At 55.7% G+C, this 20,823-nt stretch carries 35 protein-coding genes; 18 read left to right on the top strand and 17 right to left on the bottom strand.

Annotated features, from left to right (window positions below):
- Positions 1 to 618 (bottom strand): hypothetical protein, encoded by a 618-nt coding sequence (locus AB4N76_RS24790; RefSeq protein WP_460163661.1) that lies wholly within the window; start codon positions 616 to 618, stop codon positions 1 to 3.
- A 282-nt stretch (positions 619 to 900) separates the two neighbouring features.
- Between AB4N76_RS24790 and AB4N76_RS24785 the strand changes: the two genes are divergently transcribed.
- On the top strand, positions 901 to 1,140 hold the full coding sequence (locus AB4N76_RS24785) for a hypothetical protein (RefSeq protein WP_460163660.1): 240 nt from the start codon (positions 901 to 903) through the stop codon (positions 1,138 to 1,140).
- A 31-nt stretch (positions 1,141 to 1,171) separates the two neighbouring features.
- On the opposite strand, the gene AB4N76_RS24780 is transcribed toward AB4N76_RS24785, so the two are convergent.
- The 14 genes from AB4N76_RS24780 to AB4N76_RS24715 form a co-directional block, all read right to left on the bottom strand.
- The gene (locus AB4N76_RS24780; protein WP_460163659.1) at positions 1,172 to 1,426 is read right to left on the bottom strand and encodes a hypothetical protein; all 255 of its coding nucleotides are present in this window, start codon (positions 1,424 to 1,426) and stop codon (positions 1,172 to 1,174) included.
- Positions 1,423 to 1,611, bottom strand: a complete 189-nt coding sequence (locus AB4N76_RS24775; RefSeq protein WP_109785805.1) for a hypothetical protein — start codon at positions 1,609 to 1,611, stop codon at positions 1,423 to 1,425. Before AB4N76_RS24775 ends, AB4N76_RS24780 begins: the two co-directional genes overlap by 4 nt.
- Positions 1,612 to 1,800, bottom strand: a complete 189-nt coding sequence (locus AB4N76_RS24770) for a hypothetical protein (protein WP_460163658.1) — start codon at positions 1,798 to 1,800, stop codon at positions 1,612 to 1,614.
- 491 nt (positions 1,801 to 2,291) lie between these two features.
- Positions 2,292 to 2,486, bottom strand: a complete 195-nt coding sequence (locus tag AB4N76_RS24765) for a DUF7940 domain-containing protein (protein ID WP_460163657.1) — start codon at positions 2,484 to 2,486, stop codon at positions 2,292 to 2,294.
- A 3-nt stretch (positions 2,487 to 2,489) separates the two neighbouring features.
- Entirely contained in the window at positions 2,490 to 2,819 is a 330-nt protein-coding gene (locus tag AB4N76_RS24760; RefSeq protein WP_460163656.1) for a phage holin, lambda family, read from the bottom strand.
- A 205-nt stretch (positions 2,820 to 3,024) separates the two neighbouring features.
- Positions 3,025 to 3,741 carry a DUF4339 domain-containing protein gene (locus tag AB4N76_RS24755; protein ID WP_460163655.1) on the bottom strand — a complete coding sequence of 239 codons (717 nt, stop codon included), beginning with the start codon at positions 3,739 to 3,741 and terminating at the stop codon, positions 3,025 to 3,027.
- A 224-nt stretch (positions 3,742 to 3,965) separates the two neighbouring features.
- Entirely contained in the window at positions 3,966 to 4,643 is a 678-nt protein-coding gene (locus tag AB4N76_RS24750) for a hypothetical protein (protein ID WP_460163654.1), read from the bottom strand.
- Positions 4,640 to 5,218 (bottom strand): recombination protein NinG, encoded by a 579-nt coding sequence (locus AB4N76_RS24745; RefSeq protein ID WP_460163653.1) that lies wholly within the window; start codon positions 5,216 to 5,218, stop codon positions 4,640 to 4,642. The genes AB4N76_RS24750 and AB4N76_RS24745 overlap by 4 nt, the downstream gene beginning before the upstream one ends.
- Complete coding sequence (locus tag AB4N76_RS24740) at positions 5,215 to 5,685, bottom strand: hypothetical protein (RefSeq protein ID WP_460163652.1); 471 nt, start codon at positions 5,683 to 5,685, stop codon at positions 5,215 to 5,217. The genes AB4N76_RS24745 and AB4N76_RS24740 overlap by 4 nt, the downstream gene beginning before the upstream one ends.
- Positions 5,686 to 5,776: 91 nt before the next feature.
- Positions 5,777 to 6,571, bottom strand: coding sequence for an ATP-binding protein (locus tag AB4N76_RS24735; RefSeq protein ID WP_460163651.1), 795 nt, complete (start codon positions 6,569 to 6,571; stop codon positions 5,777 to 5,779).
- Positions 6,561 to 7,364, bottom strand: coding sequence for a DnaT-like ssDNA-binding domain-containing protein (locus tag AB4N76_RS24730; protein ID WP_460163650.1), 804 nt, complete (start codon positions 7,362 to 7,364; stop codon positions 6,561 to 6,563). Before AB4N76_RS24730 ends, AB4N76_RS24735 begins: the two co-directional genes overlap by 11 nt.
- Complete coding sequence (locus tag AB4N76_RS24725; RefSeq protein ID WP_460164637.1) at positions 7,364 to 8,092, bottom strand: Rha family transcriptional regulator; 729 nt, start codon at positions 8,090 to 8,092, stop codon at positions 7,364 to 7,366. The genes AB4N76_RS24730 and AB4N76_RS24725 overlap by 1 nt, the downstream gene beginning before the upstream one ends.
- 151 nt (positions 8,093 to 8,243) lie before the next feature.
- Entirely contained in the window at positions 8,244 to 8,675 is a 432-nt protein-coding gene (locus tag AB4N76_RS24720) for a phage regulatory CII family protein (protein WP_460163649.1), read from the bottom strand.
- Between the two features lie 295 nt (positions 8,676 to 8,970).
- Positions 8,971 to 9,180 (bottom strand): hypothetical protein, encoded by a 210-nt coding sequence (locus AB4N76_RS24715; protein WP_460163648.1) that lies wholly within the window; start codon positions 9,178 to 9,180, stop codon positions 8,971 to 8,973.
- A gap of 88 nt (positions 9,181 to 9,268) precedes the next feature.
- Here AB4N76_RS24715 and AB4N76_RS24710 point away from each other — a divergent pair, with 88 nt between their 5' ends.
- From AB4N76_RS24710 to AB4N76_RS24685, 6 genes are all read left to right on the top strand, one after another.
- On the top strand, positions 9,269 to 10,078 hold the full coding sequence (locus tag AB4N76_RS24710) for a S24 family peptidase (protein WP_460163647.1): 810 nt from the start codon (positions 9,269 to 9,271) through the stop codon (positions 10,076 to 10,078).
- A 4-nt stretch (positions 10,079 to 10,082) separates the two neighbouring features.
- On the top strand, positions 10,083 to 10,295 hold the full coding sequence (locus AB4N76_RS24705) for a hypothetical protein (RefSeq protein WP_460163646.1): 213 nt from the start codon (positions 10,083 to 10,085) through the stop codon (positions 10,293 to 10,295).
- A gap of 26 nt (positions 10,296 to 10,321) precedes the next feature.
- Positions 10,322 to 10,576, top strand: a complete 255-nt coding sequence (locus AB4N76_RS24700; RefSeq protein ID WP_460163645.1) for a hypothetical protein — start codon at positions 10,322 to 10,324, stop codon at positions 10,574 to 10,576.
- 163 nt (positions 10,577 to 10,739) lie between these two features.
- A complete protein-coding gene (locus AB4N76_RS24695) occupies positions 10,740 to 11,837 on the top strand; it encodes an ATP-binding protein (RefSeq protein WP_460163644.1) in 1,098 nt (365 codons plus the stop codon).
- Positions 11,809 to 12,129 carry an STAS-like domain-containing protein gene (locus AB4N76_RS24690; RefSeq protein WP_460163643.1) on the top strand — a complete coding sequence of 107 codons (321 nt, stop codon included), beginning with the start codon at positions 11,809 to 11,811 and terminating at the stop codon, positions 12,127 to 12,129. The genes AB4N76_RS24695 and AB4N76_RS24690 overlap by 29 nt, the downstream gene beginning before the upstream one ends.
- 7 nt (positions 12,130 to 12,136) lie before the next feature.
- A complete protein-coding gene (locus AB4N76_RS24685; protein ID WP_460163642.1) occupies positions 12,137 to 12,658 on the top strand; it encodes a hypothetical protein in 522 nt (173 codons plus the stop codon).
- Positions 12,659 to 12,752: 94 nt separating this feature from the next.
- On the opposite strand, the gene AB4N76_RS24680 is transcribed toward AB4N76_RS24685, so the two are convergent.
- Positions 12,753 to 13,070, bottom strand: coding sequence for a DUF1654 domain-containing protein (locus tag AB4N76_RS24680; RefSeq protein ID WP_460164636.1), 318 nt, complete (start codon positions 13,068 to 13,070; stop codon positions 12,753 to 12,755).
- A 382-nt stretch (positions 13,071 to 13,452) separates the two neighbouring features.
- Here AB4N76_RS24680 and AB4N76_RS24675 point away from each other — a divergent pair, with 382 nt between their 5' ends.
- The 11 genes from AB4N76_RS24675 to AB4N76_RS24625 all read left to right on the top strand — a co-directional run bounded on the left by AB4N76_RS24675 (position 13,453) and on the right by AB4N76_RS24625 (position 20,203).
- A complete protein-coding gene (locus AB4N76_RS24675; RefSeq protein ID WP_460163641.1) occupies positions 13,453 to 13,755 on the top strand; it encodes a hypothetical protein in 303 nt (100 codons plus the stop codon).
- A 107-nt stretch (positions 13,756 to 13,862) separates the two neighbouring features.
- Positions 13,863 to 14,540: a polysaccharide lyase family 7 protein gene (locus AB4N76_RS24670; protein WP_460163640.1), complete on the top strand. Its 678-nt coding sequence runs from the start codon at positions 13,863 to 13,865 to the stop codon at positions 14,538 to 14,540.
- A 777-nt stretch (positions 14,541 to 15,317) separates the two neighbouring features.
- Positions 15,318 to 15,566 (top strand): hypothetical protein, encoded by a 249-nt coding sequence (locus AB4N76_RS24665; RefSeq protein ID WP_460163639.1) that lies wholly within the window; start codon positions 15,318 to 15,320, stop codon positions 15,564 to 15,566.
- Positions 15,563 to 15,775, top strand: a complete 213-nt coding sequence (locus AB4N76_RS24660) for a hypothetical protein (RefSeq protein WP_460163638.1) — start codon at positions 15,563 to 15,565, stop codon at positions 15,773 to 15,775. Before AB4N76_RS24665 ends, AB4N76_RS24660 begins: the two co-directional genes overlap by 4 nt.
- Positions 15,772 to 15,966 (top strand): hypothetical protein, encoded by a 195-nt coding sequence (locus tag AB4N76_RS24655; protein ID WP_460163637.1) that lies wholly within the window; start codon positions 15,772 to 15,774, stop codon positions 15,964 to 15,966. The genes AB4N76_RS24660 and AB4N76_RS24655 overlap by 4 nt, the downstream gene beginning before the upstream one ends.
- Positions 15,967 to 16,232: 266 nt before the next feature.
- Positions 16,233 to 17,390 (top strand): hypothetical protein, encoded by a 1,158-nt coding sequence (locus AB4N76_RS24650; RefSeq protein ID WP_460163636.1) that lies wholly within the window; start codon positions 16,233 to 16,235, stop codon positions 17,388 to 17,390.
- A 53-nt stretch (positions 17,391 to 17,443) separates the two neighbouring features.
- Positions 17,444 to 18,433 carry a RecT family recombinase gene (locus AB4N76_RS24645; protein ID WP_460163635.1) on the top strand — a complete coding sequence of 330 codons (990 nt, stop codon included), beginning with the start codon at positions 17,444 to 17,446 and terminating at the stop codon, positions 18,431 to 18,433.
- Positions 18,433 to 19,095 (top strand): lambda exonuclease family protein, encoded by a 663-nt coding sequence (locus AB4N76_RS24640; protein ID WP_460163634.1) that lies wholly within the window; start codon positions 18,433 to 18,435, stop codon positions 19,093 to 19,095. Before AB4N76_RS24645 ends, AB4N76_RS24640 begins: the two co-directional genes overlap by 1 nt.
- A gap of 2 nt (positions 19,096 to 19,097) precedes the next feature.
- Positions 19,098 to 19,340 carry a hypothetical protein gene (locus AB4N76_RS24635; protein WP_460163633.1) on the top strand — a complete coding sequence of 81 codons (243 nt, stop codon included), beginning with the start codon at positions 19,098 to 19,100 and terminating at the stop codon, positions 19,338 to 19,340.
- Positions 19,337 to 19,798: a hypothetical protein gene (locus tag AB4N76_RS24630; RefSeq protein ID WP_460163632.1), complete on the top strand. Its 462-nt coding sequence runs from the start codon at positions 19,337 to 19,339 to the stop codon at positions 19,796 to 19,798. Before AB4N76_RS24635 ends, AB4N76_RS24630 begins: the two co-directional genes overlap by 4 nt.
- Before the next feature lie 81 nt (positions 19,799 to 19,879).
- Positions 19,880 to 20,203, top strand: a complete 324-nt coding sequence (locus AB4N76_RS24625) for a hypothetical protein (protein WP_460163631.1) — start codon at positions 19,880 to 19,882, stop codon at positions 20,201 to 20,203.
- Positions 20,204 to 20,207: 4 nt separating this feature from the next.
- Here the strand turns inward: AB4N76_RS24625 and AB4N76_RS24620 are convergent, their stop codons facing one another.
- A complete protein-coding gene (locus AB4N76_RS24620) occupies positions 20,208 to 20,813 on the bottom strand; it encodes a hypothetical protein (protein ID WP_460163630.1) in 606 nt (201 codons plus the stop codon).
- Between the last annotated feature and the right edge of the window lie 10 nt (positions 20,814 to 20,823).

The following is a 20,823-nucleotide window of genomic DNA, read 5'->3' as shown; positions in this document are numbered from 1 at the left end:
TCAGGCTTCCTTCGATAGTTCGTCCATCATGTTCGATAGCTCGTCAGCATCATTGCCACCGGCTTTCGTGTCTAGGTCGTAGGCTTGGCGCTCCAGGGCAACCAGCGTTTTAAGTGTCTCGGCCAATTCCTTCATGGTCTTGGTCCGCGATGGGAGTGCACCGATCTTGTTGGCCAGCGCCAGCATGTCCGCCATCGCCTCGCCGTCTTCGTGATCGCCTTCCTTGAACTGCTTGATCAGCGTCTTGATCGTCCCCTGCTCATCGGTGAGCGACTCCAGCTCATCCAGCAGCTTGTTGGCCAGGCGACGAGAGCGGCCAATGTCTGTCCGGTGGGCCATCCTGATGTCAGCAATGACCTTCGCGTTCGCATCAACGATTCCACGCTCGGTTTCCAGTGTTTCCGTGGAAACCTGTCTGGAAACCTCAGCTTTGGAAACCAGTGCATCAGCCTTGGCCTGGATCTTCGCCTTGAGGTCACGCTCCCAGCCATGCGCCTTGGCGCGCTTGTTGATAGCGGTGTGCGAAGTGCCACAGGTTGCAGCGATCTCTCGTACCGAAAGCAGACCAGCCCGGTAGAGCTGCTCAATGCGCTCCCAGTCGGGTTGCTTGGTTGTCATATGGGCTCTCTGAAACTTGAAATGGAGGCAGGTTGCCGGTATTGGTAACGATCAACTGAACGCAAGGAGATGCACAGTGACGGCCGAATACGAAGTGAAGAAAGTCCCGAAGGTTGTCGTTCAAGGAATTAGGCCTGGGGAAGTAGTCCACCCTATCCCTATGCAGCAATACTGGTTTGTGGTTGAGAACATCAGGACCGAACAGCGATTCGGCGAGTATGACGAAGAAGCGGACGCTGTCGCCCAATGCGAGCAACTCAACTCTCAGCACAAGGACAGACTATGAAACTCAACGTCACGATTGACACTGACGCCAACGCAGTCGACATCCCGTCCATGCACAAAATGCCACTCGAGGAGTACGCGTCCTATGTGGATGGCGGCCTTTTCTTCATTGATCACCACGAAGTGCTAAGGGCGGTTCTTGGCGAATACCCAATTGCAACGACCTCGAAACAGGTGGAACACCTGATCAGCTATCTCCAAGTGGTTGCGGAGAAAATGCGAGGCGGTGAACGCTAACCTGTTCGTGCCGCACTCACCTGCGGCACACCTACCCCTCTCCGCCATCGAGCAGCACATCAATAAGCTTCTGCTCACCCAGACGCATTGCACCCAAGCACTGCAAGTCGTCGCACTTAGGCCCCAACCCGAATACCGTCACCTCGCCTTTCGGGCCGATGATGGTCAACGCTCCAACAGTGCAATCCGGATGCACACCCGCATCGAGATCATCAGCAATCTTGCGAAGGGTTTTGGCAGCGTCGCGCCAACCCTCACGCTTGAACTCAACGATCTTCATGCTCATGCGGTCACTCGCTCTATCCATTCTTCAATGATTCGGCGAACCACTGGCTCGGTCAGGATGCTTGAGGGCTTGTCGCCCGATACAACTTCGTGCACCAGCGCCAGAGAAATAACATGTACGCCGTCATTAGCCGAAACCGTCAGGTGTGGTCGATGGTCAGCCAAGTCGTGAATCTCTGCGGCCATTCAACTCACCATGATGTTTGTCTGCATCTGGGCGTGCCCGTGCAGGATGGATACGACCAAGCCCTGAGGCAGGCCGGCAGCCTTGGCGATGTCAATTGCTTTGGCAATGGCGTTATCCAGGTCAATGACAGCGGTGTTGATCGCAGGGCTCAGTGGCAATGCGTGATGCAGGCGAGTGACGTTGCTCATGCCCTTCTCCAATGTCGCGACACAATTTACTGATTCGCGAAAGGTGTCGCGCCGATTGCTTTGTCCAATTTCCCAAAATCGCCACTCATCCACCTTCCTTGATAAATACCCATCAGGGATTAAGGTGTATGGATTAACCAATAGGGGGCTAGATCATGGGGGAAGTCTTCATCGTGCAAAAGCGACCTGCCCACGGTGTTTCGAATGGTTTCTACTATCGAATCGTCGACGTCCACACTGGGGAAGCGTTGAATAGAAACTTCTCACGGGCTGTACAAGCAGAAGTCCATTGCCGCAACCTGAATGAAGCACTCTCTCGCCCCGCCACAACTGACACTTATGGGATCAACCTAACGCCAGATTGGTAATTTATGGAAGGCTAGCAGCCTTGTCGGCCTTGATCGCTGATACAAGGGCATCGTCCAGATCCTTTATCGCTGCGCCCACATCAGGCGGTAGCGGCAGAGCGTGATGCAACCGGGTTACGTCGCTCACTTGCTCAGCTTCGGTTGCAGTATCACCCGGGCAATCATCACCAGCAGGCCAAGCACGCCATAGGCCACAGGTGGCAGCACGGCTTGCAGTTGCGACATCAGCTGTTCGGCGATACCCAGAGCAGCAATGGCGCCACCCGCCTGAACGCTGGTCATACTCAGCGCTTGTTTCCAGTTGCCGATCAGTTGCATGGGTCACTCCTGCCGCTTGGGCAATTTGAAGTCGGTGAATCGGTCGGCCAAGGCGGCAACCTTCTTCACGCCCAAGGTGCCAATAACAGCGCCAACAGCAGCTGCAAGACTCGATGGCAGGTTGAAGTATTCGAGCAATGGGAATGCCCCGGCTGTGATCGCACCGCATAGGCAGGATTCCAGTAGAGCCTGTCGTCTTCCGCCACCACCATAGATGACGCGCAAGAATGCGATCCAGCACGAAAGCGCTGCCGCATAGAACATCGGAGCATGCTGGCTCAGCCAGGCCATGACGATGAGCCAGGTGTCTGGTTTGTCAGGCATGTTTGGCATCTCGGTTCCTCCCCGTCAGGGAGCGGTGATCAGTTGGCAGGTAGTCCCTGCTGATTTGAATCAGCTCCCGCAGCACTCCCTGCTCAGAGCGATGGGTGTGGAGGAGCTGAAAATGAAAAAGCCCCGGCAAATGCCGAGGCTCTGAGAACTGCAAAAAGCAAAAAGCCCAACTCGGGGCCGGGCTTTTTTGGTTAAGTTGAGTAGATCACTGCTGGGGAACCCGGACGTAGATCTGCTTACCTTTTTTCTCGATAGTGATGTTGATGTCATTTCCATTATCGAGAGTAGCACTTGCGCGATACAAACCGCTCTTTAGCTTTTCGTCAATAGTCACAGCAATGCAGGACGAGCTTTGATAGAACTGCTTATGGATAATTTCGGTGACCAGAGGGCATGCCGCATCTTCGAGAGCCGATTCGCCTCCAACCATTCCTAGCAATACCGATACAGCAAATGCAGCCAACCAACCGTAAAAATAGTTCTTGTTCTGGTTCAGGAGCATTGCTCGCTTCCAGAGATATACGGGGACAAGGACCGCCCAGAAGCTTTGCGGAGCTAAATGGCCGGCAGCTTTCAATCGCTTCTCATCGAAAACACAAAGGCCTACGTTGAAGATGAGGAAAGCCCACCAAATACTGATACCTGACAAGTATTCGACTATCCCGCCTGTCAACTGAACAGCAACGAGTGCCCATACAAAACGATTATCGATTTCCGTCGCGGCCAAAGGGGGCGGACCAGCCGGTCGTTGAATGCTTTGAGATAAGTCAGTGTCTTTCAAACTGACCCAATCACCTTCACCTGACCATACTTTTGTGTCGGCGCTAATGGTGCTCGTGTTTAAAAAACCTTGCATTTGCTCAAATGTGAACGGTCCGTTTCGCGAACCGTTCAGCGCGTAATACCACGAAGCATCCGACATTTTGTTACTCCCTATTTTTCGTAATGCTCATCTAGAAATGATGGCATTACGACATTGTCGGCATCCAATCCCAAAACTTGAAATTTTTCCTACCTTACGGAGAGGGTTGTGGGTGGCTACAAAAAAAGCCCGACACAATGGCCGGGCTTTGGAAGGTGTTTGCGCTGGAGGGAAGTTGCGCACTATGGAAAAAGTATCCGCAAACTCCCGTCAAGTCAATATATTTATGCCGCCTCTTCGTCTTTTTCCGCGTGGATCACCTGCCATACCGGCTGTTGTGCCTGAATATCCACTTCAGCAATGACGGATTTCAGGGATTCCCAGAGGTCGAGCCAGTCACGCGTCCAATTCTTCGGATCGATCGTCACTCCGAAGAAGCTTTCCATCTCAGCGGCGACACGTGCCGGCCCCCACTCCGCCGCCCCAGTCACCTGAGCCTTGTACGATTGAAGCGCCAGAGTCACCAAGTAGTGCGCCTTCACGCGCTTGGCCGAGGTCAGATCAGGCAGCTCGGCTTTCGAGGCGATCACCAGCACCGCATTCATCACGTGCTGCATGGTCATCATCGGGTGGTAGAGGAAGTGACCGAACTGCTGCACCTGGAATGGAAGCGTGTCGATCGCACGCAGCACCTTGCCGATGGCGGCCAGGTGCGCGGCCCGTGCAGTGGATCGACCAATAGGTGCGCCGCGTGACTCACTGATACTGATCTTCTGGCGCACGATCTGAATGCGCTCTTCCTTGTCATCGCCCAGGGCGGCGAACACTGCCTCATGCCGGCGCATGCGGGCGCCCTTCTTGATTGGCGCCGATTGAGCCTTGTCGATGGCTACAGCACTGATTGACGCGTTAGATTCGTGCTGAGCTTCAGTCCATACCTGCCTTGCGTTGATCAGCTTCATGCGGCCTGCCCCTTTTTCAGTTTTTTTGTCTTTGCCCGGTATTCGGCGGTCATCGCCTTCAGCTCTTCGACGGTGTACTTTTTTGGCTCATGCGGACCTTCCAACCACTCAACTGCCTCGGCGCCGATCCGCCTCACCAGTTCGATGCGGTAGTTCACGATGTTTCCGGAAAGCCTGGTGTTGCATGGTGAGCACTGGCGGTGGCAGTTCAACGGCTCGAAGCGAAGCGCAGGGTTGCTGCCGACGGTGCGGTAATGACCTGCGTCGTACTTGCCTTGGTGGTGCCGGCCGCAGCTGATGCACGGCATTTCGGCGTCCCGCTCACGCACCCAAGCATTGAAGGCGATCTGCGTGTCCTTGAGGTGCTCTGCCCGACTCTTCAGCTTCTCCTTGCGGACCTTTATCTCTGTGCGCTCAATCTGCGCCAGCGACTTGCGCGCCTTCTCGCGATTCACGTCTTTGATGGCTAGGCCGCACTTCGGGCTGCACACGGCCTGCCCGAGACGCTGCGGCGGGAAGCTGATGCCGCATGCAGGGTTCTTGCACTTCTTCGGTCGTGGCTGCTTCGCGATCATGCAGCCTCCTTGCTCAGCAGATCGGTGAAGACTACGCCCTGGCCAGTGAAGAACGCGGCGATGCGGTCGGTGTACTGGATGCCCTGGGCGCGGTTGAACAGACTGGTAACGGGGAAGCCGTCGGGGCCGAACAGCTTGCATTCACCCATCATGACCAGCTTCTCCTCGTAGGGCAGATGGCGCATGACCCGGTACCAGGCAGCCTGAAACCCTGAATCCTCGTTCAGTAGGATCTGCACGCCGAAATGCAATTTGCAGTAACGCCGGGCGTCCGCCGCGTCGCCGACCTGGATCATCTCGGCGATGCGCTTGTACATCCCAAACCACAGCGAGTTCTGATCGAGCGTGCGATCCTTGCCCGGGCGCAGGGAAACCACGACGAACTTCTTATCGCGATACATGGCGGTCAGGCTGGTGATGGCCTCGGTGAGCTTGGCCTGGCAGTTGACGCTGATTTTGTCAGTCATTGGGTCACCGCCATGGTGATCAGGACGCAGAACACGCCGACGGAGAAGCCCGCCAGAGTGCAAGCCACTTTTATTTGGGTGTGAAAGCTCATCAGAAGCCCTCCTTGCCGCGCTGAGATTCCCACTCGAACGGAATGACGATCACCCCGCCCTCCCGCAGACGATCCACACACCGCTCGCCCATAGCTGATGGCAGCGTTTTTCCATCGAGGTTTGAGATGATCACCGTGGGGCGCATCTGCTCGTACCGGCCATTGATGATTGTGAAGATCGTGGTCAGCTCGAAGTCGCTCGGGGTTTCCTTGCTCACACCGATCTCGTCCAAAACGAGCAGAGACGGAGCGATCAGACCGGCAAGGATCATCCCCTCAGTGCGCTCCGTGCCTCCGCCGTAAGTGGACCTGATGTCATGCAGGATTGAGCCGATCGTGCGGTACACGGCAGTAGCGGCTGTCTTGCGCATGAGCTCATTCGCGATTGCGACGGCCAGGTGGGTTTTGCCAGTGCCGGGCTTGCCCAGCATCAGCAGGCATCGGCCCGACTCGGAGATTTCCGGGAACTTGTCCACGTACTTGCGGCAGATCCGCAGAGCCTCTTTCTGCTCGGGTGACTCGGCGCTGTAGCCGTTGAGCGTCTTGTCGGTGAAGCGCCTTGGAATCAGTGCAGAGCCGAGTTTGACGGAGAGCTCGTAACGCTCGTGAATCTTGGCCCGCTCAGCCTCTTCTTCCTTGGCGATGCGCATGCACTCGGGGCAGCCGGTTTTGAATTGCTTGCCGAAGATCACGTTCACGGTTTGCGAAAACTGGCCGTGGTCCTCGCAGACTCCGGTGGTCTTTTGCGGAGCCGGCGCAGCGCCCGGCATGGCGATTATTTTTTCAGATCGCATAGCTGCCATCCTCGCGCATGATCAGTCCAGCGGTGTAGTCGCGTTCAGCGAAGCCGGTGTGCCGGGATTGGGTTTCACGCTTCGGGAACTGGCGGACGTTGCTCGCTCGGTTCTTGTCGTCCTTCACCCACTTGACCAGCAGAGAAACCCATTTGGATTGGATCTGCAGGACGCCGGTCGTTTCATGGTGAGCAGTGAACGGGGCCACGGCCTCCTGGGTGAACAGGTCAGTCGAGACACCGAAGTGCAGGCAGTAGGTCTTAAGGAGGTTGTCGTCAGGCATCCACTCCAGGGTCATCTCGACAGGGGCTTTGGGGTCGACAGGCTCCGGAGCTGCTTCGGGATGGAAACCAGGCTGAGGTGCTTCGTCCGCGGTGTGAGAGTGGTGTTGTTCTTCTCTTCTCTTCTCTTCTTTAGGTAACGCAGAAGTAACGCTGGCAGCGTTACCTTTTGTTTTGTGGTTTGACACACGCTTTGCCGTCAAAGCCCTGTTTTTACCGGTCTTCCCGTTGTGTCGCTCGAAGTGAGGAAGGGAAATAACGCCGTCTGCTTCGACCATCCAGCCCACCGATTTCATGTGCTCGCAGAAACCAGTAACGCCAACAGAACGGTCGAGTAACTTTTTGCTAACGCTCGGAGCGTTACCTTTTTCGGTTTGTTGATCGAACCAGGCCCACACACGCATCAGCTTCCCGACTACCGCGTCCTGATCGATATCAGCGAGGTCCGCAATCTGGCAAACCTCCGGTTTGTCCATCGTCACGAGTTCGAATTTGATCCAGTCTCCGGCCATTACTTGCTGCCTTTGCCGATCAGGTCGGCCAGTTCGAGGAAGCGATCGACGTACCAGTGAGGCTGCGTCTCGCGGGGGGATTGAGGATTGGTCAAATTCTTGCCAAAACGAAGGCCCTGCTCAGTCACAGACCAGAAGTCGACCATTTCCTGCTTGGAGTTTTTGCGCTGGAGCTGCTTGAGGAAGCCCTTGGCAGCCAGTGCGCGGTTGAATGCCGCCGGCGCGATACGGATGCTGTTGTCTTTCAGCAAGGCCGTGGCCGACTTGGTGGGCATCGAGGAGCCGCCGGCCGCATCAGGCGCCGCGTCGACTGCGTAGCCTGGTAGAAACTTCGGGTCGAGACCGTTGTTCTGGGCGATCTTCGTCAGCATGGCCATCTGGCAAGATGGCGCGGGCTTCAGCAGGCGCGTAAAGCACTCCATGATGGCGATCTCGCCGACGACCTTGGTGCCATTGAGCAGGACCTGCTCGCGGGCGCCCTGCTGCCGTTCAAGCTCGCGCCACCGGAGAATCACCTTCATCCGCATTGGGGCGCTGTAGCCGGTGAGCAGGCAGTCGGTGTGCTCGCGATCGAGCATGTACCCGACCTGCTCGCGGTTCTGGCCATCCAAATAGATGTGCTCAAAACTGAGTACATCTAATTTCAGTTCTTTCAGCATCGCCGTGATGTCGCGCTTCACGTTGGCGTGTCGCTTGCCAGTGACGTTGGCGATCTCGCGGGAAGACATGGTGGTACGCGACACGTTTTCAGAATTAACAAAACGTGTCGCGACCTGTCCGGTATTGTCCTGCTGTGTCTGTGAGTGCATAATCTTCTCCACTTGCTTTACCGCTGTAGAAAAAGCCGACCTCGTACGTCGGCTTTTTTGTGTCCGAAATTCAGGCAGCCTTCAGCGACTCGCGCAGAACGTGCAGCGCGTCGATGGCTTCCTGAATGGCTTTGTCGCCCTGGGCTTTTTCGTGCTGGCTGATGTGGTTGTCAGAAGCGGCGTCGAAGATCAGGCGGCCCACGTCCCCGCATTCGGCAGTCAGGTGACACAGAGCAGCCATGAGCGGCTTCGGCTCTGGGCGCTTGCGCAGCACAACGTCACACTCGAACTGGTTGGCGAGTGCGCTCAGCACACTCAAGCGCCCTTCCAGCGGCAGGTGAGTCAGAACCATCCCCAGCATCTGGATGTTCATCTTGTGGCTAGCCCGGTTGGGGTTCGCGCAATCCAGCAGCGTGGTTTCGTTCACGCCCATTCGCTTAGCCAGCGCGGTGCCGCCGTCAGCTTTCACTTCCCGGTGAAGCGTTCTTTCGAATTCTTCCATTGCGAAATCCTCTATTCGTCTCGCGTGGCGTAGTGCTAGTAGTTCCGCGATGATCTGTTCACCAACTGATCAGGGACGCATCCATGACCACTCATTCCGAATTACAAGGCGAGATTTCCGCCCTTTGCTGCTTGGTGGTTGCCTTGGCTTCCACCCTTCCGCTTTCGTCTCAGCTCAGGCTCTGGCCCACGTTTGAGCAGATCGCCGATCCTCTACGGGGTCGACTTGGCGGTGTCGAGTTGCGTGGCTTTGAGCGCGCAACCGTGTCGCTTGCCTCGAAGCGGAAAGTCATCAGTTAGGCGGCGGTTTTTTTGATCACCTGAGCAGGATCGTCTTCGCGCCTAGCGACCAGCGCCCCGCTCGACTCCTTTTCCAGAACGCATTGCATTGGGTAGGAAAACCCGCCTGTGGTACGGCACTGAGATACGCGGCTGCCGGTCACGCCCAAGGCGTCGCCAATAGCGCGGCCAGTGCCGAAATGTGTCAGTGCTTCGTCGTAGGTCATGGTCCGTCTCCAGTGTCTACGGCGAGTTTAGAGTTCTTAACAACACAAGGCAAGTTATCTAAACAATGAATTGTTTAGAATCCTAAATATGGAATTTAAAGACCGCGTGACCGCGCGCATGAGGGAGCTGAACCTCAGCGCTACAGACATCAGCAAGCTGACTGGGGTATCAAAGGCCACGGTCAGCTTTTGGGTGAGCGGAACAAATGGTGCCAAGGGTAAAAATTTGCTTTCCCTGGCGCGCGCACTCCACTGCTCACCTGATTGGCTATCTGAAGGCACTGGGTCGCCAGGTACGACTACTTCAGTGGATAGATCCGGTTCAGGTTCAACTGCCGCAGAACTGGTCTCGCAAATGCTGTCGTCGAAGGCCGGGAAAGGCCTGTCTGATGATGCTCGATCCCGCCTTCTTGCTGCGGTTGAAGAGAAAAGCAACGTCATCACCGTCGATTTCTCTCGGCCAGGCCAGGTTGGCGACGAGGTGTGGATTGCCCACTACGATGTTCGGGCCGCAATGGGTGGCGGGCAGATCCCGCACGAATACCCAGAAATGCTTCAGGACATAAGGGTCAGCCCCAAGCATCTGCGCGAGATGGGCGTCACGTTCAAAGAGCACTTCCATCTCAAAATGATCACTGGCTGGGGGCAGTCGATGGCCCCGACGATCAAGGATCGAGACCCCCTACTGGTCGACATCACGATCAGGGAGTTCACCGGGGATGGTATCTACCTCTTCTCCCACGACGAAATGCTGTACGTGAAGCGCTTGCAGAAGAAAGGCAAGGATCGCTTCAAGATGATCTCGGATAACAAGCACCACGACCCTGAGGACATTCGTGTGGATGACACCCACATACTGGCCCGGGTGCTTTACGTGTGGAACGGACAACCGGTTTGAAGCCATGCCCATCACCACGAAGAATCAGCCGGATAGCAAAGTCACAGCAACTGCTGCAGACATAGAGCAATCAATCCTCGCCCTGAACAAAATGGCTGAACGTCTTTGGGGCGACGGTCGAGAAGCAGAAGCGAAAGCCCTTCTCGATGCCCTGGATTCTCTAAATCGGGCGCTTGATCGAATCAGGATTGGCGAGAGCCGAAAGACTCTTCATTGAAGACTGCCATGGCAGACGGAGAACTTATGGCAGATCTCATCCAGGGGCTCGACGGGCCACGCACCGCGCAGCAGGAGCTGTTCTATGACCTTGAGGATGCGGGGGCAATAATTAGCTGGACTGTTGGCGAGCTGGCGAGCATGGCTGGATGTAACAAGACTCCGAACGAATCAGTGGCGCTGATGAAAATGTGCGCGCTGCTGGAGGCTCAGCAGCAGAAGCTGGCTGTTTATGCGGATGAGGTGAAGGTGGGAAGGATTATGCGGAAGAAGGCTGATTGACCTGCCCAGAGCCAGGTTAGCGCGCCCTTGTTTGGTATGCCATTTTACTCAAGCGCTTGACGACCTAATAATCTCAAGACAGAACCCGCGATGAGCAGGTCACTGACGCATTGAAAATTATCGAAGACATGCAGAGATTGATCCATTCAACAAGGAGTGATGCTTGAAGCTCAACCCGGATGACTATTTTTCACGACAAAGACGTATTGCCAGGAACAGGCTTGCGTCAAAGTCTCGAGGCAAGCCCCTCTCCTCGCGTACTAAAGCAAAGGGACGGCCTATAAGGCCAGAGCCACTGATCGCACCCAAAGTGATTGGACTTTATAACAAGCATATCCAAGCAGAACTGGTGGTTTTCCTGAGAAATCTTAGGAAAGCCTGTACAAGGCGCAATAGTGTCACGATTAGTTTTGCCCAAACAGAGAAGGTAAATTCCTGCGGAACGCTGCTGATGTTGGCGGAGATCGACAGGATAACCCGCTCTCTGCGCGGGAGATGCCGGCTAAAATGTGGCTATCCTAAAGACGAAACGGTCGAAAAAGTTTTCCAGCAGATCGGCCTATTTGACATTTTGGAGAAGCGGCATCGGCTGCAGGTGACTGATGAAGACACTACGGTCGCGAAATGGCGATATGCGTCAGACGTGAGTGTAAATCAGCTAAGCGCTGATGCCCTTATGAAGATAATCCAAGTCCAGTTACCTGCAGGCTACAAAAAACTTGTAACGGGAGTGGGCGAGGCCATGGATAATGCCGTGCATCACGCCTATCTAAGGCCGCGCGGAGATAGGTTAAGCGGCTCGGCATCCGCCGACGAGCGACGTTGGTGGGTGTTTGCTGAGGTCTTAGATGGATGGCTGCACGTAGCATTTTGTGACCTTGGCCTTGGCATTCCTGTCACATTGCCCGAGAAGTGGGCCGAACACATCGAGGACATAGTGAAGCTCACTATGCTTTCCGAAGGTAAACGAGACAGGAACATGATCAGGCGGTCTCTTGAGCTCGGCCGAACGCGTACAGAACAGGACCACAGAGGTAAAGGGATGAGGCGAAATATCCTCAAGGCCGCCCAGGACCTTGGTGGCCGCCTGTCGGTCTATAGCAACATGGGAGCTGTCGGTATTGATTTTTCTACCGCCCCACCTACATATAAAGACGGTGCGTACACTGAATCTATACTCGGGACAGTGATCCAATGGGCAATCCCGGTTAAAGAAATGCAGGATTTGGAAGATGAACATGACAACCATAGCAATCGCTAGTGAGTTTAGTCAGTACCCAGCGGGGCGTTACCGCGTTGATGGCGCTTTTTCTGGTGAGGTGTTTAGGGATGACCTTCTGGAGCCTAAGCTGCGTGAGTACGACGTGGTTGAGGTAGATCTTGACGGCTCCATGGGTTACGGATCTTCTTTTCTTGAGGAGGCGTTTGGTGGCTTGGTGCGCTTGAAAAAATTCACCAAAGAAGCGCTTCATAAGAAATTGAAGTTTCGCTACAAGGAAGACCCGTACGTTATAGATGAGATTTGGCAATACATTGACGCAGCACATGCCTGAGGCCGGAATGGATCTGGGAGACATACCTGCTTGGTTCGCCTTGGTAATTTCGATCTGGACCGCATGCGCTCAGACAAAAACTAACGCTAGGGCAGATCAGTTGCGGATTGCTGCTGAGTCGAAAGCAGAGGGGTTGAGGCTTGCTGCTGAGTCGAAGGCAAGAATCGATCGCGAGAAAGATCAGCGAAGGCAAAGGATCGAGCAAATCCACAGAGACATTGAGGAATTGACAGCCCTTGCTATCGATTACTGGATGAAGCCAGGAAGCGACACAGGGACTTCTGGCGTTGTTATAAATACAAAGATCAAAGACATATCATCACGCTTCAGCAGATACAGCGCTGTCCTTTGGACTCGTGCAAGCTCCGATTTTCTATCATTCAAGCAGGCCGTCACGGGCGGAGAATTTCAGTCACAGAGGCGCGAAGCCTCCACACCGAGATCGGCAACGATCAGTACAATTTCAACAACCTCAGGTTCATTGAAGGATAAGCTCGGACGAGAGCTTGATAAGCTTGATATGCCTTAATCACAATGACGTAGCCTGGCCGCTACGCTGGTCTTCTTGTATATCCCCCGATCTGATTCCGTAGCCCGCCACTGAGCGGGCTTTTTCATGCCAGTCAGAAAGGTGCCGGCTCCTCCTGCAGTTCAAACTCAGCCTCCCCCTTCCCTGCCACCTCAACTTCCTGCTGCTCCCACCTCACCGTCACGCTGCCATCGTCATTGAGTGTCAGCTCAAGCTCGTCGGTATCAGCGATCACGCTCAGCACCGCCTCCCACTCCCGATCCCCGTCTGTGTCCAGGCGATGGATCGTCACCCAGCGCTGAACCTGCGCTACCGGGTGATTGATCATCGATGAAACGCGCAGGCCAAGGCGCTCAATCCCGCTTACCTCGTGCCGTATTACTGGTTTTTCTGTCTTCTTTGCCTTCGCCATTCTTGCCCCCAAATAACTGTATATATATCCAGTTATTGAAGAGCATACGCCAGCATTTTTTAAATCGTAAGTCTTGATCTTTTTCAATTTGCCGAGACCGCATTTCGCAAGACATGTTAAGTTTTCTTAAAATAAGTGTTGACGAGTTTTGTTTAGTTTTCTAAATTGCATCCATCGCAGCGACACACAGCCACTGCGAAGGGCCTCAAGAGACCCGCCGCTCTTTAACAGCTCAGGATCCTCGCCATCGACTACCCCGGGTTTCAACCGGTAAGCGCGAGCAACAAATAGTTGATGCCACGCCAGCTCTGGAACTGGCCGTGCTCACCAGATGTGAGTACGCGAAACCACGCAAGCCAGCCGTACCAGCACCGAACACGAAATGTGCGACGACGGCCAGAGATATGAATCGGGCGATGCGCGTGGTGGAGAAACGGAATTTTTCACTGATGCACCTGGTGACGGGTGCATTGGGAAAACAACCGGAGCAACAGCAATGGATCAATCAGCAACAGCGCCAACGAAATGCACCCGCTGCGGCAAGCCCGCAGACCTCGTCATCTATCGAAACATCATCTACCAGGCATACGACCAGGCGCGGAACCGCAAAGTGGTTCGAAACGATCGCTTGCCGTTCTGCAGCGAAGAACACGCAAACCATGAGCAGATGAGCCGTGAAGGATGACCGCATCACCTCTGCCCATTCAATGAGTGGGCTTGGGGATGTAGGCCTGCATCAAACGAAAGGCTCAACTGAGCAAAAGACGACATCAATGGAATGAGGCACAAACTATGACTGTAGACATCAGCAACTTCACTATCGCTACCCCGCTTCCGATCTCCGATACCAACCCGATTGCGCTTGAACTTATCGGCTGGCGGGCACTACTCGAGTGTCCAGACGTTGTCTCGATGCTTCCCGATGGTTCGCTGCAGATGACAGCGCCGACACTCGGAGCATCGAGCAAGAGCACGAAACGGACCCGTTGCGAATGGAAGGAGCCAGGTTATTGGTTGTTCTCCAGCGCTGCTGATCACTGGAATCGCCAGGAAATGCGACTGACGAAGGTCAACTCGCTGCAGAAGGTTGTGATCGCTCAGATTCATGTGAAGGATTCGGAGCGACCACCTGTAAAGGTGTTCTGGAACAAAGGCAAAATCATCATGGGTTTCCGGTCGAGCTACCTGCAAGACGATCCGGTGAACTTCACAGTACTAGAGAGCGTGCCGCTCGGCGCACTTTTCAAAATCAACATTCACGCCAATTCGAGCGGCGCCGTTTCCGTATCGGCGAGCTGTAACGGCGTCAAATCCACCTCCGCAATCATGCATCTCGACAACACCTGGGACACCAAAACTCTCGCCTTCCACGGCGGCGTGTACAACCAGATCGATTACTCCGACACCACTGACCCAGAAGACGGGTCGGTCTGCATCATCAGCGATTTGTCCATCACTCACGGCTTATAGCACCTACCGATGCGGACGAAACCCCGGCTTATACCGGCCACCTGCATTTATCAAACAACCCGGAATGGGGGATTGGCAGTCATGCACCAGTAAACGATCCACTCGCGTGGCGCGGCAAGCCTGAAGGCTGCACCCAACACTCATACAGGCAGCGGACAGCAGGGCCGAAGATGTGACCGCGCATCAACCGGAGATCGGTAGGCCCAACCGAACGACATCGCACATTGCTGATGCTGAAAACCCAGGCCGTCGCCAGCAGCGGGCCTGGGGATTTCACAGATTAGCCTTGGTGAGGATGTAGTGGGATCAGAGCGGTTTAGTCGTCTCTATCGTCACGATCGCGATCGTGATTGCGCTCATACCCTTGATCATTGTCGCGACGATCATATCTGCGGTAGTGCCCTCGGTCATCGTCATACCCTCGGTCGTATCCGCGACCATGATCATAACCCCGATCACGACCGTACCTTTCTCCGTCGTCCCAGTGAGGCCCACAGCCTCCCAACAGAAGAGAGCCTGAGATGGCCATGAACATTATTACTGCGCGATTCATTTGAACGTCCTAAAAGCAAAGGTCGGCGATATGACCGTCAGCCAGCTCAATGATTCACTGGTGAGATACATCAAACCCACAAGCCAAAACCAACGCTGAAAAAACATCACCCCCTCCCCCAACACCACCCGCATGCACTCCCCTCCGCGCCCAACGGCAACCAGCGGAATGGATGAGTGCAGCCGAGTTTTGTTGGATCAACATCCGCCACTCTGGAGGCGACCATGTCGACCAGTTATGCAGATAGCGCGCAGGCCCGAGAGTGGGACAGGCGCTACGACGCTTGGGGGCGCGAGAAGAAATCGCAACCTGAGCAGTTCCACGACTACGAGGCGACCGAGATCAAACGCACCCAGGCGCTGGCGGATCGCGATGTTCGATTGCTTGCTGAGCGCAAGGCGAGCGCGATACGTGTCGAGGCAGCTGTGGATGCAATTGGCGAGTTTTGGGGGCTGAAGGAGAAACCGGCATGACCAGCAACCACGATCTGGCAATCGGAATGCTTGATGGCTACATCCAAAGCATGATCGACCCGCAGTGCAGCGCCATAGCGGTAAAGGCATCAGCCAACACCGCAATCCTCATCTTCCGCACGCTGAGCATTATTAGCGCTGAGGAAGACGCCCACTACACCGAGCGTTTGCGCCGCACCTTTGATAGGCGGCAAGGGAGAGCGTCATGACCACCGCGCCAGTGAAAACCCTGATCGACGAGCAACTCGACGACATCGAGCGCAAGATCGCCCTGCTCGGCTTCGGCCTGCCTTTCAATGAAGTGATCGGCCGCAAGCGCGAAGAGCTGGTCGCAAACCTGCCGCAGCGCCTGGCGCCCACCATGAAGGGTCGCCGCATCGCTGTAAGGGTTCGACCATGAAGCTCATCTACTGGATTTGCGTCGTCGTCACCGTCTTCTGGTGGGGAACCTATGCCGAGATGCGCGAGATTCAGCAGCAGGCCCAACTGCCGATGGCCGAATCGCGATGACCAGCCACCAGCGTGCGCGGCGCCTGCTGATCTGGCGTGGCAGCTTCCCTGTACTCGCCTTCTTCACTCTCTGGATGCTGCTCAGCGCTCTGGCTGATCGCGTCACTCAATAAGCCATCACTTCAAACGCTGCGCACCGCGCGGCAAGGAACTGTCATGTCCGCAAATACTAAAGCAGCCGTTCAAGAATCCCTCGAAATCAGCGAAACCGACGGTGCACAAAAATCTGTTGCCCCTGCGGTAGCCGTCACCGACATCGCCGAATATCGGCCGCATGAAGAACAGATCGTTCGTCTGGAGACCACTTACGGGAAGCTGGTCGTTGACTGCTCGACCAGCGAAGGGTTGGCGAATGCGAAGGAAGTTCGCGTCGACATCCGCGACGTGCGGTATGCCCTGGCGAACACCACCAAGACGGCGCTCGTGCCTTATCAGCAGGCGGTCAAAGATGCCCAGACCCGCGTCAACCAGGTAAAGGAATTCGGCGAGGCCCTGAAGGATCGGGTCTTGGCAATCGAAGCGCCTGTTGACGAAGCAATCAAAGCCGAAGAAAAGCGCGTAGCTGATGCCAAGGCCGAGCGCGAGCGTGCCGAGGCTGAACGCGTAGAGACCATTCGGACGAAGATCACCCGCTTCAGCTCTGTCGCTGCTGCATACGCAAACCGCAGCGCTGCTGATGTCGCGACCGTTCTGCAAAGCGTCAAAGAGTCGGTGATCCTGCCCGAAGAATATGCCGAGTTCGAAGCTGAAGGCACCATCGCCCGCGACAATGCCATTGATCAGCTTGAAACGTTGCACAAGTCTGCCGTTGAACGCGAAGAGGCTGCCGCCAAGCTGCTGGCCCAGCAGAAAGAACTGGACGAGTTGCGCGAGAAGCAACGCATTGCCGACGCTGAGGCTGAGGAACTGCGCAAGCAGCGTGCGGAGGAAGACCGCCTGCGTTTGAAGAAGCAGCAGGACGAGCTGGACCAGCAGCGCCGCGACATGGAAGCACAGCAACGCCAACAGCGTGAGCAGCAGGCAGAACAACAGCGCCAGCAGCGCGAGCGCGACGCACAGTATCAACGTGACCAAGAAGAGCTGGCTCGCCTGCGCGCACAGGCTGCCGCACCGGCCCCAGTAATTGCCGCGACTCCTGCACTGGTGGCAGAAAAGGTTGAAGTCTTCCCCGCCAGCACACATGCGGTCGATGCTGAATCTGACGACGTGACTACGACCGCGCCATCGGTTGAGGACATCGTCGAGGTTGTCGCCCTGGGCTTCGACGTGGACCTCGACACTGCTCGCGCCTGGCTTCGTGCCATCTGCTTCTAACTCCCCTTTCCATCTGAAGGCCGACCGACTCCAGGCCGGCCACGGAGAGCGTAATGATCGATTCAGAAACCCAAGCACCAACTGGCATTGCCACTTACCTCGATCCATCGCACAACGCGGCAGCGCTCATCCTCGACCCAGGCACCATGAAGTCGATGAGTGACCTCGCCCTGATGATGTCCAAGGGCGTGACAACAGTCCCCAAGCATCTGAAGGGGAATCAAGCTGACTGCATGGCAGTAGTACTACAAGCAATGCAGTGGCAGATGAACCCCTTCGCTGTTGCGCAGAAGACGTTCATCGTCAACGGCGGTGCATTGAGCTATGAGGCGCAGCTCGTCAACGCAGTGATCACCGCCAAGGCCCCAGTGAAGGGGCGGTTGAACTTCGAATGGTTCGGCGCCTGGGAAAACGTCATTGGCAAAATGCGCGAAGTCACCAGCAAGACGAAGAAGGACGAGGACACTGGCGAGTTCAAAAAGTACCGTGTTCCGGCTTGGAGCTTCGACGACGAAAAAGGTCTCGGGATCAGGGTTTGGGCGACCTTCAAGGGAGAAGATGAGCCCCGCGTTCTGGAACTTCTGCTCACCCAAGTCCGCACGCGAAACTCTACGCTTTGGGCGGAAGACCCCAAGCAACAGATTGCCTACCTGGTGACAAAAAAATGGGCGCGACTCTTCTGCCCTGACGTCATCCTCGGCGTCTATACGCCCGACGAGTTCGAAGACTCGTACGGCGGCGAAATCGATATCACCCCTGTGAAGCAGGCTGCGAACACTGCCGCCGCCTCCAGCGTGTCATTCGGCCCGAAATCCCCGTCGCCGGAAATCGACGGAGTATTCGCAGACCTTTTGGCTGTCGCGAAGCAGCAGGACATCGAAGCCTATGCAGCAGCTTGGGCAGGTCTCAAGCCGAAGCAGCGCGCAGCAATCGGCTTGGAGTGCCATGAGGCGCTCAAGGCCATGGCGGCAACTGTTGATGGCGACTTCACCGACATAACCGGCAACCACGACGACCTGGCGCAGGCCGAGGAGGCAGCGTAGTGAGGGCGGAACTTCAGGGCACGGAGAAGTGGCATGCCGACCGATCAGGACGAGTGACAGCCAGCCGATTCAAAGATGTGCTGGCCTGGGGCAAGCCTGACAAACAAGGGAAGCGCGAGCCGATGGGGGCGCGCACCTCATACATGCGCGAGCTGTGCTTCGAGCGACTGGCGAAGAAGTCCAAGCACAACGTCAGCAGCGCTTCCATGAAGTGGGGTCACACCGAAGAACAGAAGGCCCAGGACGCCTACGAGATGCTGACCGGCAACATCGTCATACCGTCAGAGTTCATCGTCCACCCGAAGTACGACTGGCTCGGCTGTTCACCAGACGGCCTCATCAATGATGACGGGGGCACCGAGTCGAAGTGCCCTTTCAATGAGGCGATTCACGTCAGGACCTGGCTCGAAGGTATGCCCGAGGAACACATGCCACAGGTCCAGGGCTGCATGTTCGTCACGGGACGGAAATGGTGGGACTTTCTGTCGTTCGATTCTCGTCAGGATGAAGAGTGTCAGCTTTACATCGAAACCATTTACCGCGACGAAGACTACATCGCCAACCTTCACATAGAGCTGGTCCAGTTCAACCTGGAGCTGAATCGCATGGTGGATGAAGTCGCGGACAAGGCCAGGGCGCAGGCCCATCGCCTAGGAGCTTGATCATGATCAGCAATCTGAAATACGACATCGAGTTCCGGCGCGATAAAGCGCAGGAGCTTTCCAGTCAGGTCGAACAGCACCTAGCCGCGGGCGGACGCTTCTCCAGAGCAGAGCCCACTCAGATCAATCCCCCACCGGCGGAGCGCTCGGCGAAGATCGATCCCGACACCATCCTCAAGCGTCGTCGTCCCGCCATCACCGCAGCTGAACGCAAGGCGCTGCGGAAACTCGCGGAGGCGTTATGAGCAAGCGCAAGGCAAACAACGGCTTCGCCCGGGCCGAACGAAGTTGCCGGGCATTGCTGCGAACCAATCACGTCGCGGTCGTGAATATCGACCCGAGCGGCGAGCAGATCATGGCGAACTGGAAGAGCTGCCGGCAGATCCGGAGCCTGGCGATTGCCAACGCTTTGTTCGACTTCGCCTACCGCTGGACGATCTACCTCAGCGCCATGTGTCGAGACGAGCGTGGCGTCGAGTACGTCAAGTCGGTGGAGATATCGCCGGAGGGCATCTACAAGGTCGAGCGTCTGACGGATGCCATCGAGCACTACTACCTGGAGCTGCGAGACAGCTGCAACCCCAATCATTTGGTTGCGTCAGGCTGGATTGCGGTTCCAGCCGAGGTGACACTCGAAGAAGCCCAGGCCGCGAAGCTTTTCTACGCCGCCGGCGCCTGGCATCAGGTGAAGGTCGCAGCGTGAGGAAAGTCAGCAACCAGGTGCGCCAGCGCCGACGACAGACATGGCTGGATCTACCGGCCCACGGAATTGAAGAGGCAGGCCATGGCCAAGAGCAACGCGGAATTGCAGAAGGACAAGCGCGCCAAGGAGAAAGCTCTGCTGGATCGGATCGGCGCCGAGAAGCGCACGCTGATTGTGTCGAAAGCGCTCGCTGATGCACTTCAGGTGCTGGGCGAGCGCCACGACTTCGAGGAGTGGCAGGAGACGGTGTCGACACTCCTGATCAATCTCGCTGCCGCGCCCGCCGAACAGTCCGCCCGTTTTTCCATGATGTCGCGACATGAAATCAGGATCAGTGAGAAGGTGTCGCGGAAACTGGAACTGGCATACAACCGTGAGGCGATGAAGACTTGCAGCACTGATTAACGTATTACTTCAACGTGATTTCGCTTGCGAACCGATCATCTACTTTCTTGGCTAACTCTGCCGCAATCTCCAAGCACTCCAACAGATTAGCTCGAGAATTTTCCACTTCTTTCTCGGCGTTTGCCCGAGACTCTTCCAGTTCCGAGGCCGCTAATTCAACTGGTTCATTAGCTAGAAGTCTAAAATAGTCGCGATCCACTTCCAATCTATTATGGAAGTCTTCTATCTTGAAGCACTCATCGTAAAACGCTAGAAGCTGCGTCGACAGCGCACCACTTACATAAAGGGCGGAGGATTTGAAAACAAGCCCAAATGGTCTCAGCTCATCGTTCTGCATATACAGCGCACGGCTACTCAACAATTTACGCACTTCAAAAAAAGCCTGATATATCTCTTTTTGATATTGGTGGATCGCGATGTTGTTTGCCAGTTTCGCATGAGCCGCCGTTCTCCAAGAAAAAACTGCTGCTGTAATAGACACAACAAATGCAAGTGCTGCTATCAAGTTCGACCACATCTGCGAGTCCATTTTTCTCTCCTTGCCCCAGCGACCTGCTGACATCCGGAATGCTTCATAACAACTCAAATTGCCACGGAAAAATCCGGTCACGGAAGTTGGT

This window comes from Pseudomonas sp. S2_F03 (genome assembly GCF_054668335.1).
Note: the sequence above shows the minus strand (reverse complement) of the source record. Positions and strands in the feature narration are given on the sequence as shown.

Coding starts and splice junctions, on each gene's coding strand:
- AB4N76_RS24790 (WP_460163661.1), bottom strand. CDS start 618: ATGACAACCAAGCAACCCGACTGGGAGCGCATTGAGCAGCTCTACCGG.
- AB4N76_RS24785 (WP_460163660.1), top strand. CDS start 901: ATGAAACTCAACGTCACGATTGACACTGACGCCAACGCAGTCGACATC.
- AB4N76_RS24780 (WP_460163659.1), bottom strand. CDS start 1,426: ATGAGCATGAAGATCGTTGAGTTCAAGCGTGAGGGTTGGCGCGACGCT.
- AB4N76_RS24775 (WP_109785805.1), bottom strand. CDS start 1,611: ATGGCCGCAGAGATTCACGACTTGGCTGACCATCGACCACACCTGACG.
- AB4N76_RS24770 (WP_460163658.1), bottom strand. CDS start 1,800: ATGAGCAACGTCACTCGCCTGCATCACGCATTGCCACTGAGCCCTGCG.
- AB4N76_RS24765 (WP_460163657.1), bottom strand. CDS start 2,486: ATGCAACTGATCGGCAACTGGAAACAAGCGCTGAGTATGACCAGCGTT.
- AB4N76_RS24760 (WP_460163656.1), bottom strand. CDS start 2,819: ATGCCAAACATGCCTGACAAACCAGACACCTGGCTCATCGTCATGGCC.
- AB4N76_RS24755 (WP_460163655.1), bottom strand. CDS start 3,741: ATGTCGGATGCTTCGTGGTATTACGCGCTGAACGGTTCGCGAAACGGA.
- AB4N76_RS24750 (WP_460163654.1), bottom strand. CDS start 4,643: ATGAAGCTGATCAACGCAAGGCAGGTATGGACTGAAGCTCAGCACGAA.
- AB4N76_RS24745 (WP_460163653.1), bottom strand. CDS start 5,218: ATGATCGCGAAGCAGCCACGACCGAAGAAGTGCAAGAACCCTGCATGC.
- AB4N76_RS24740 (WP_460163652.1), bottom strand. CDS start 5,685: ATGACTGACAAAATCAGCGTCAACTGCCAGGCCAAGCTCACCGAGGCC.
- AB4N76_RS24735 (WP_460163651.1), bottom strand. CDS start 6,571: ATGCGATCTGAAAAAATAATCGCCATGCCGGGCGCTGCGCCGGCTCCG.
- AB4N76_RS24730 (WP_460163650.1), bottom strand. CDS start 7,364: ATGGCCGGAGACTGGATCAAATTCGAACTCGTGACGATGGACAAACCG.
- AB4N76_RS24725 (WP_460164637.1), bottom strand. CDS start 8,092: ATGTCTTCCCGCGAGATCGCCAACGTCACTGGCAAGCGACACGCCAAC.
- AB4N76_RS24720 (WP_460163649.1), bottom strand. CDS start 8,675: ATGGAAGAATTCGAAAGAACGCTTCACCGGGAAGTGAAAGCTGACGGC.
- AB4N76_RS24715 (WP_460163648.1), bottom strand. CDS start 9,180: ATGACCTACGACGAAGCACTGACACATTTCGGCACTGGCCGCGCTATT.
- AB4N76_RS24710 (WP_460163647.1), top strand. CDS start 9,269: ATGGAATTTAAAGACCGCGTGACCGCGCGCATGAGGGAGCTGAACCTC.
- AB4N76_RS24705 (WP_460163646.1), top strand. CDS start 10,083: ATGCCCATCACCACGAAGAATCAGCCGGATAGCAAAGTCACAGCAACT.
- AB4N76_RS24700 (WP_460163645.1), top strand. CDS start 10,322: ATGGCAGATCTCATCCAGGGGCTCGACGGGCCACGCACCGCGCAGCAG.
- AB4N76_RS24690 (WP_460163643.1), top strand. CDS start 11,809: ATGAACATGACAACCATAGCAATCGCTAGTGAGTTTAGTCAGTACCCA.
- AB4N76_RS24685 (WP_460163642.1), top strand. CDS start 12,137: ATGGATCTGGGAGACATACCTGCTTGGTTCGCCTTGGTAATTTCGATC.
- AB4N76_RS24680 (WP_460164636.1), bottom strand. CDS start 13,070: ATGGCGAAGGCAAAGAAGACAGAAAAACCAGTAATACGGCACGAGGTA.
- AB4N76_RS24675 (WP_460163641.1), top strand. CDS start 13,453: ATGTGCGACGACGGCCAGAGATATGAATCGGGCGATGCGCGTGGTGGA.
- AB4N76_RS24670 (WP_460163640.1), top strand. CDS start 13,863: ATGACTGTAGACATCAGCAACTTCACTATCGCTACCCCGCTTCCGATC.
- AB4N76_RS24665 (WP_460163639.1), top strand. CDS start 15,318: ATGTCGACCAGTTATGCAGATAGCGCGCAGGCCCGAGAGTGGGACAGG.
- AB4N76_RS24660 (WP_460163638.1), top strand. CDS start 15,563: ATGACCAGCAACCACGATCTGGCAATCGGAATGCTTGATGGCTACATC.
- AB4N76_RS24655 (WP_460163637.1), top strand. CDS start 15,772: ATGACCACCGCGCCAGTGAAAACCCTGATCGACGAGCAACTCGACGAC.
- AB4N76_RS24650 (WP_460163636.1), top strand. CDS start 16,233: ATGTCCGCAAATACTAAAGCAGCCGTTCAAGAATCCCTCGAAATCAGC.
- AB4N76_RS24645 (WP_460163635.1), top strand. CDS start 17,444: ATGATCGATTCAGAAACCCAAGCACCAACTGGCATTGCCACTTACCTC.
- AB4N76_RS24635 (WP_460163633.1), top strand. CDS start 19,098: ATGATCAGCAATCTGAAATACGACATCGAGTTCCGGCGCGATAAAGCG.
- AB4N76_RS24630 (WP_460163632.1), top strand. CDS start 19,337: ATGAGCAAGCGCAAGGCAAACAACGGCTTCGCCCGGGCCGAACGAAGT.
- AB4N76_RS24625 (WP_460163631.1), top strand. CDS start 19,880: ATGGCCAAGAGCAACGCGGAATTGCAGAAGGACAAGCGCGCCAAGGAG.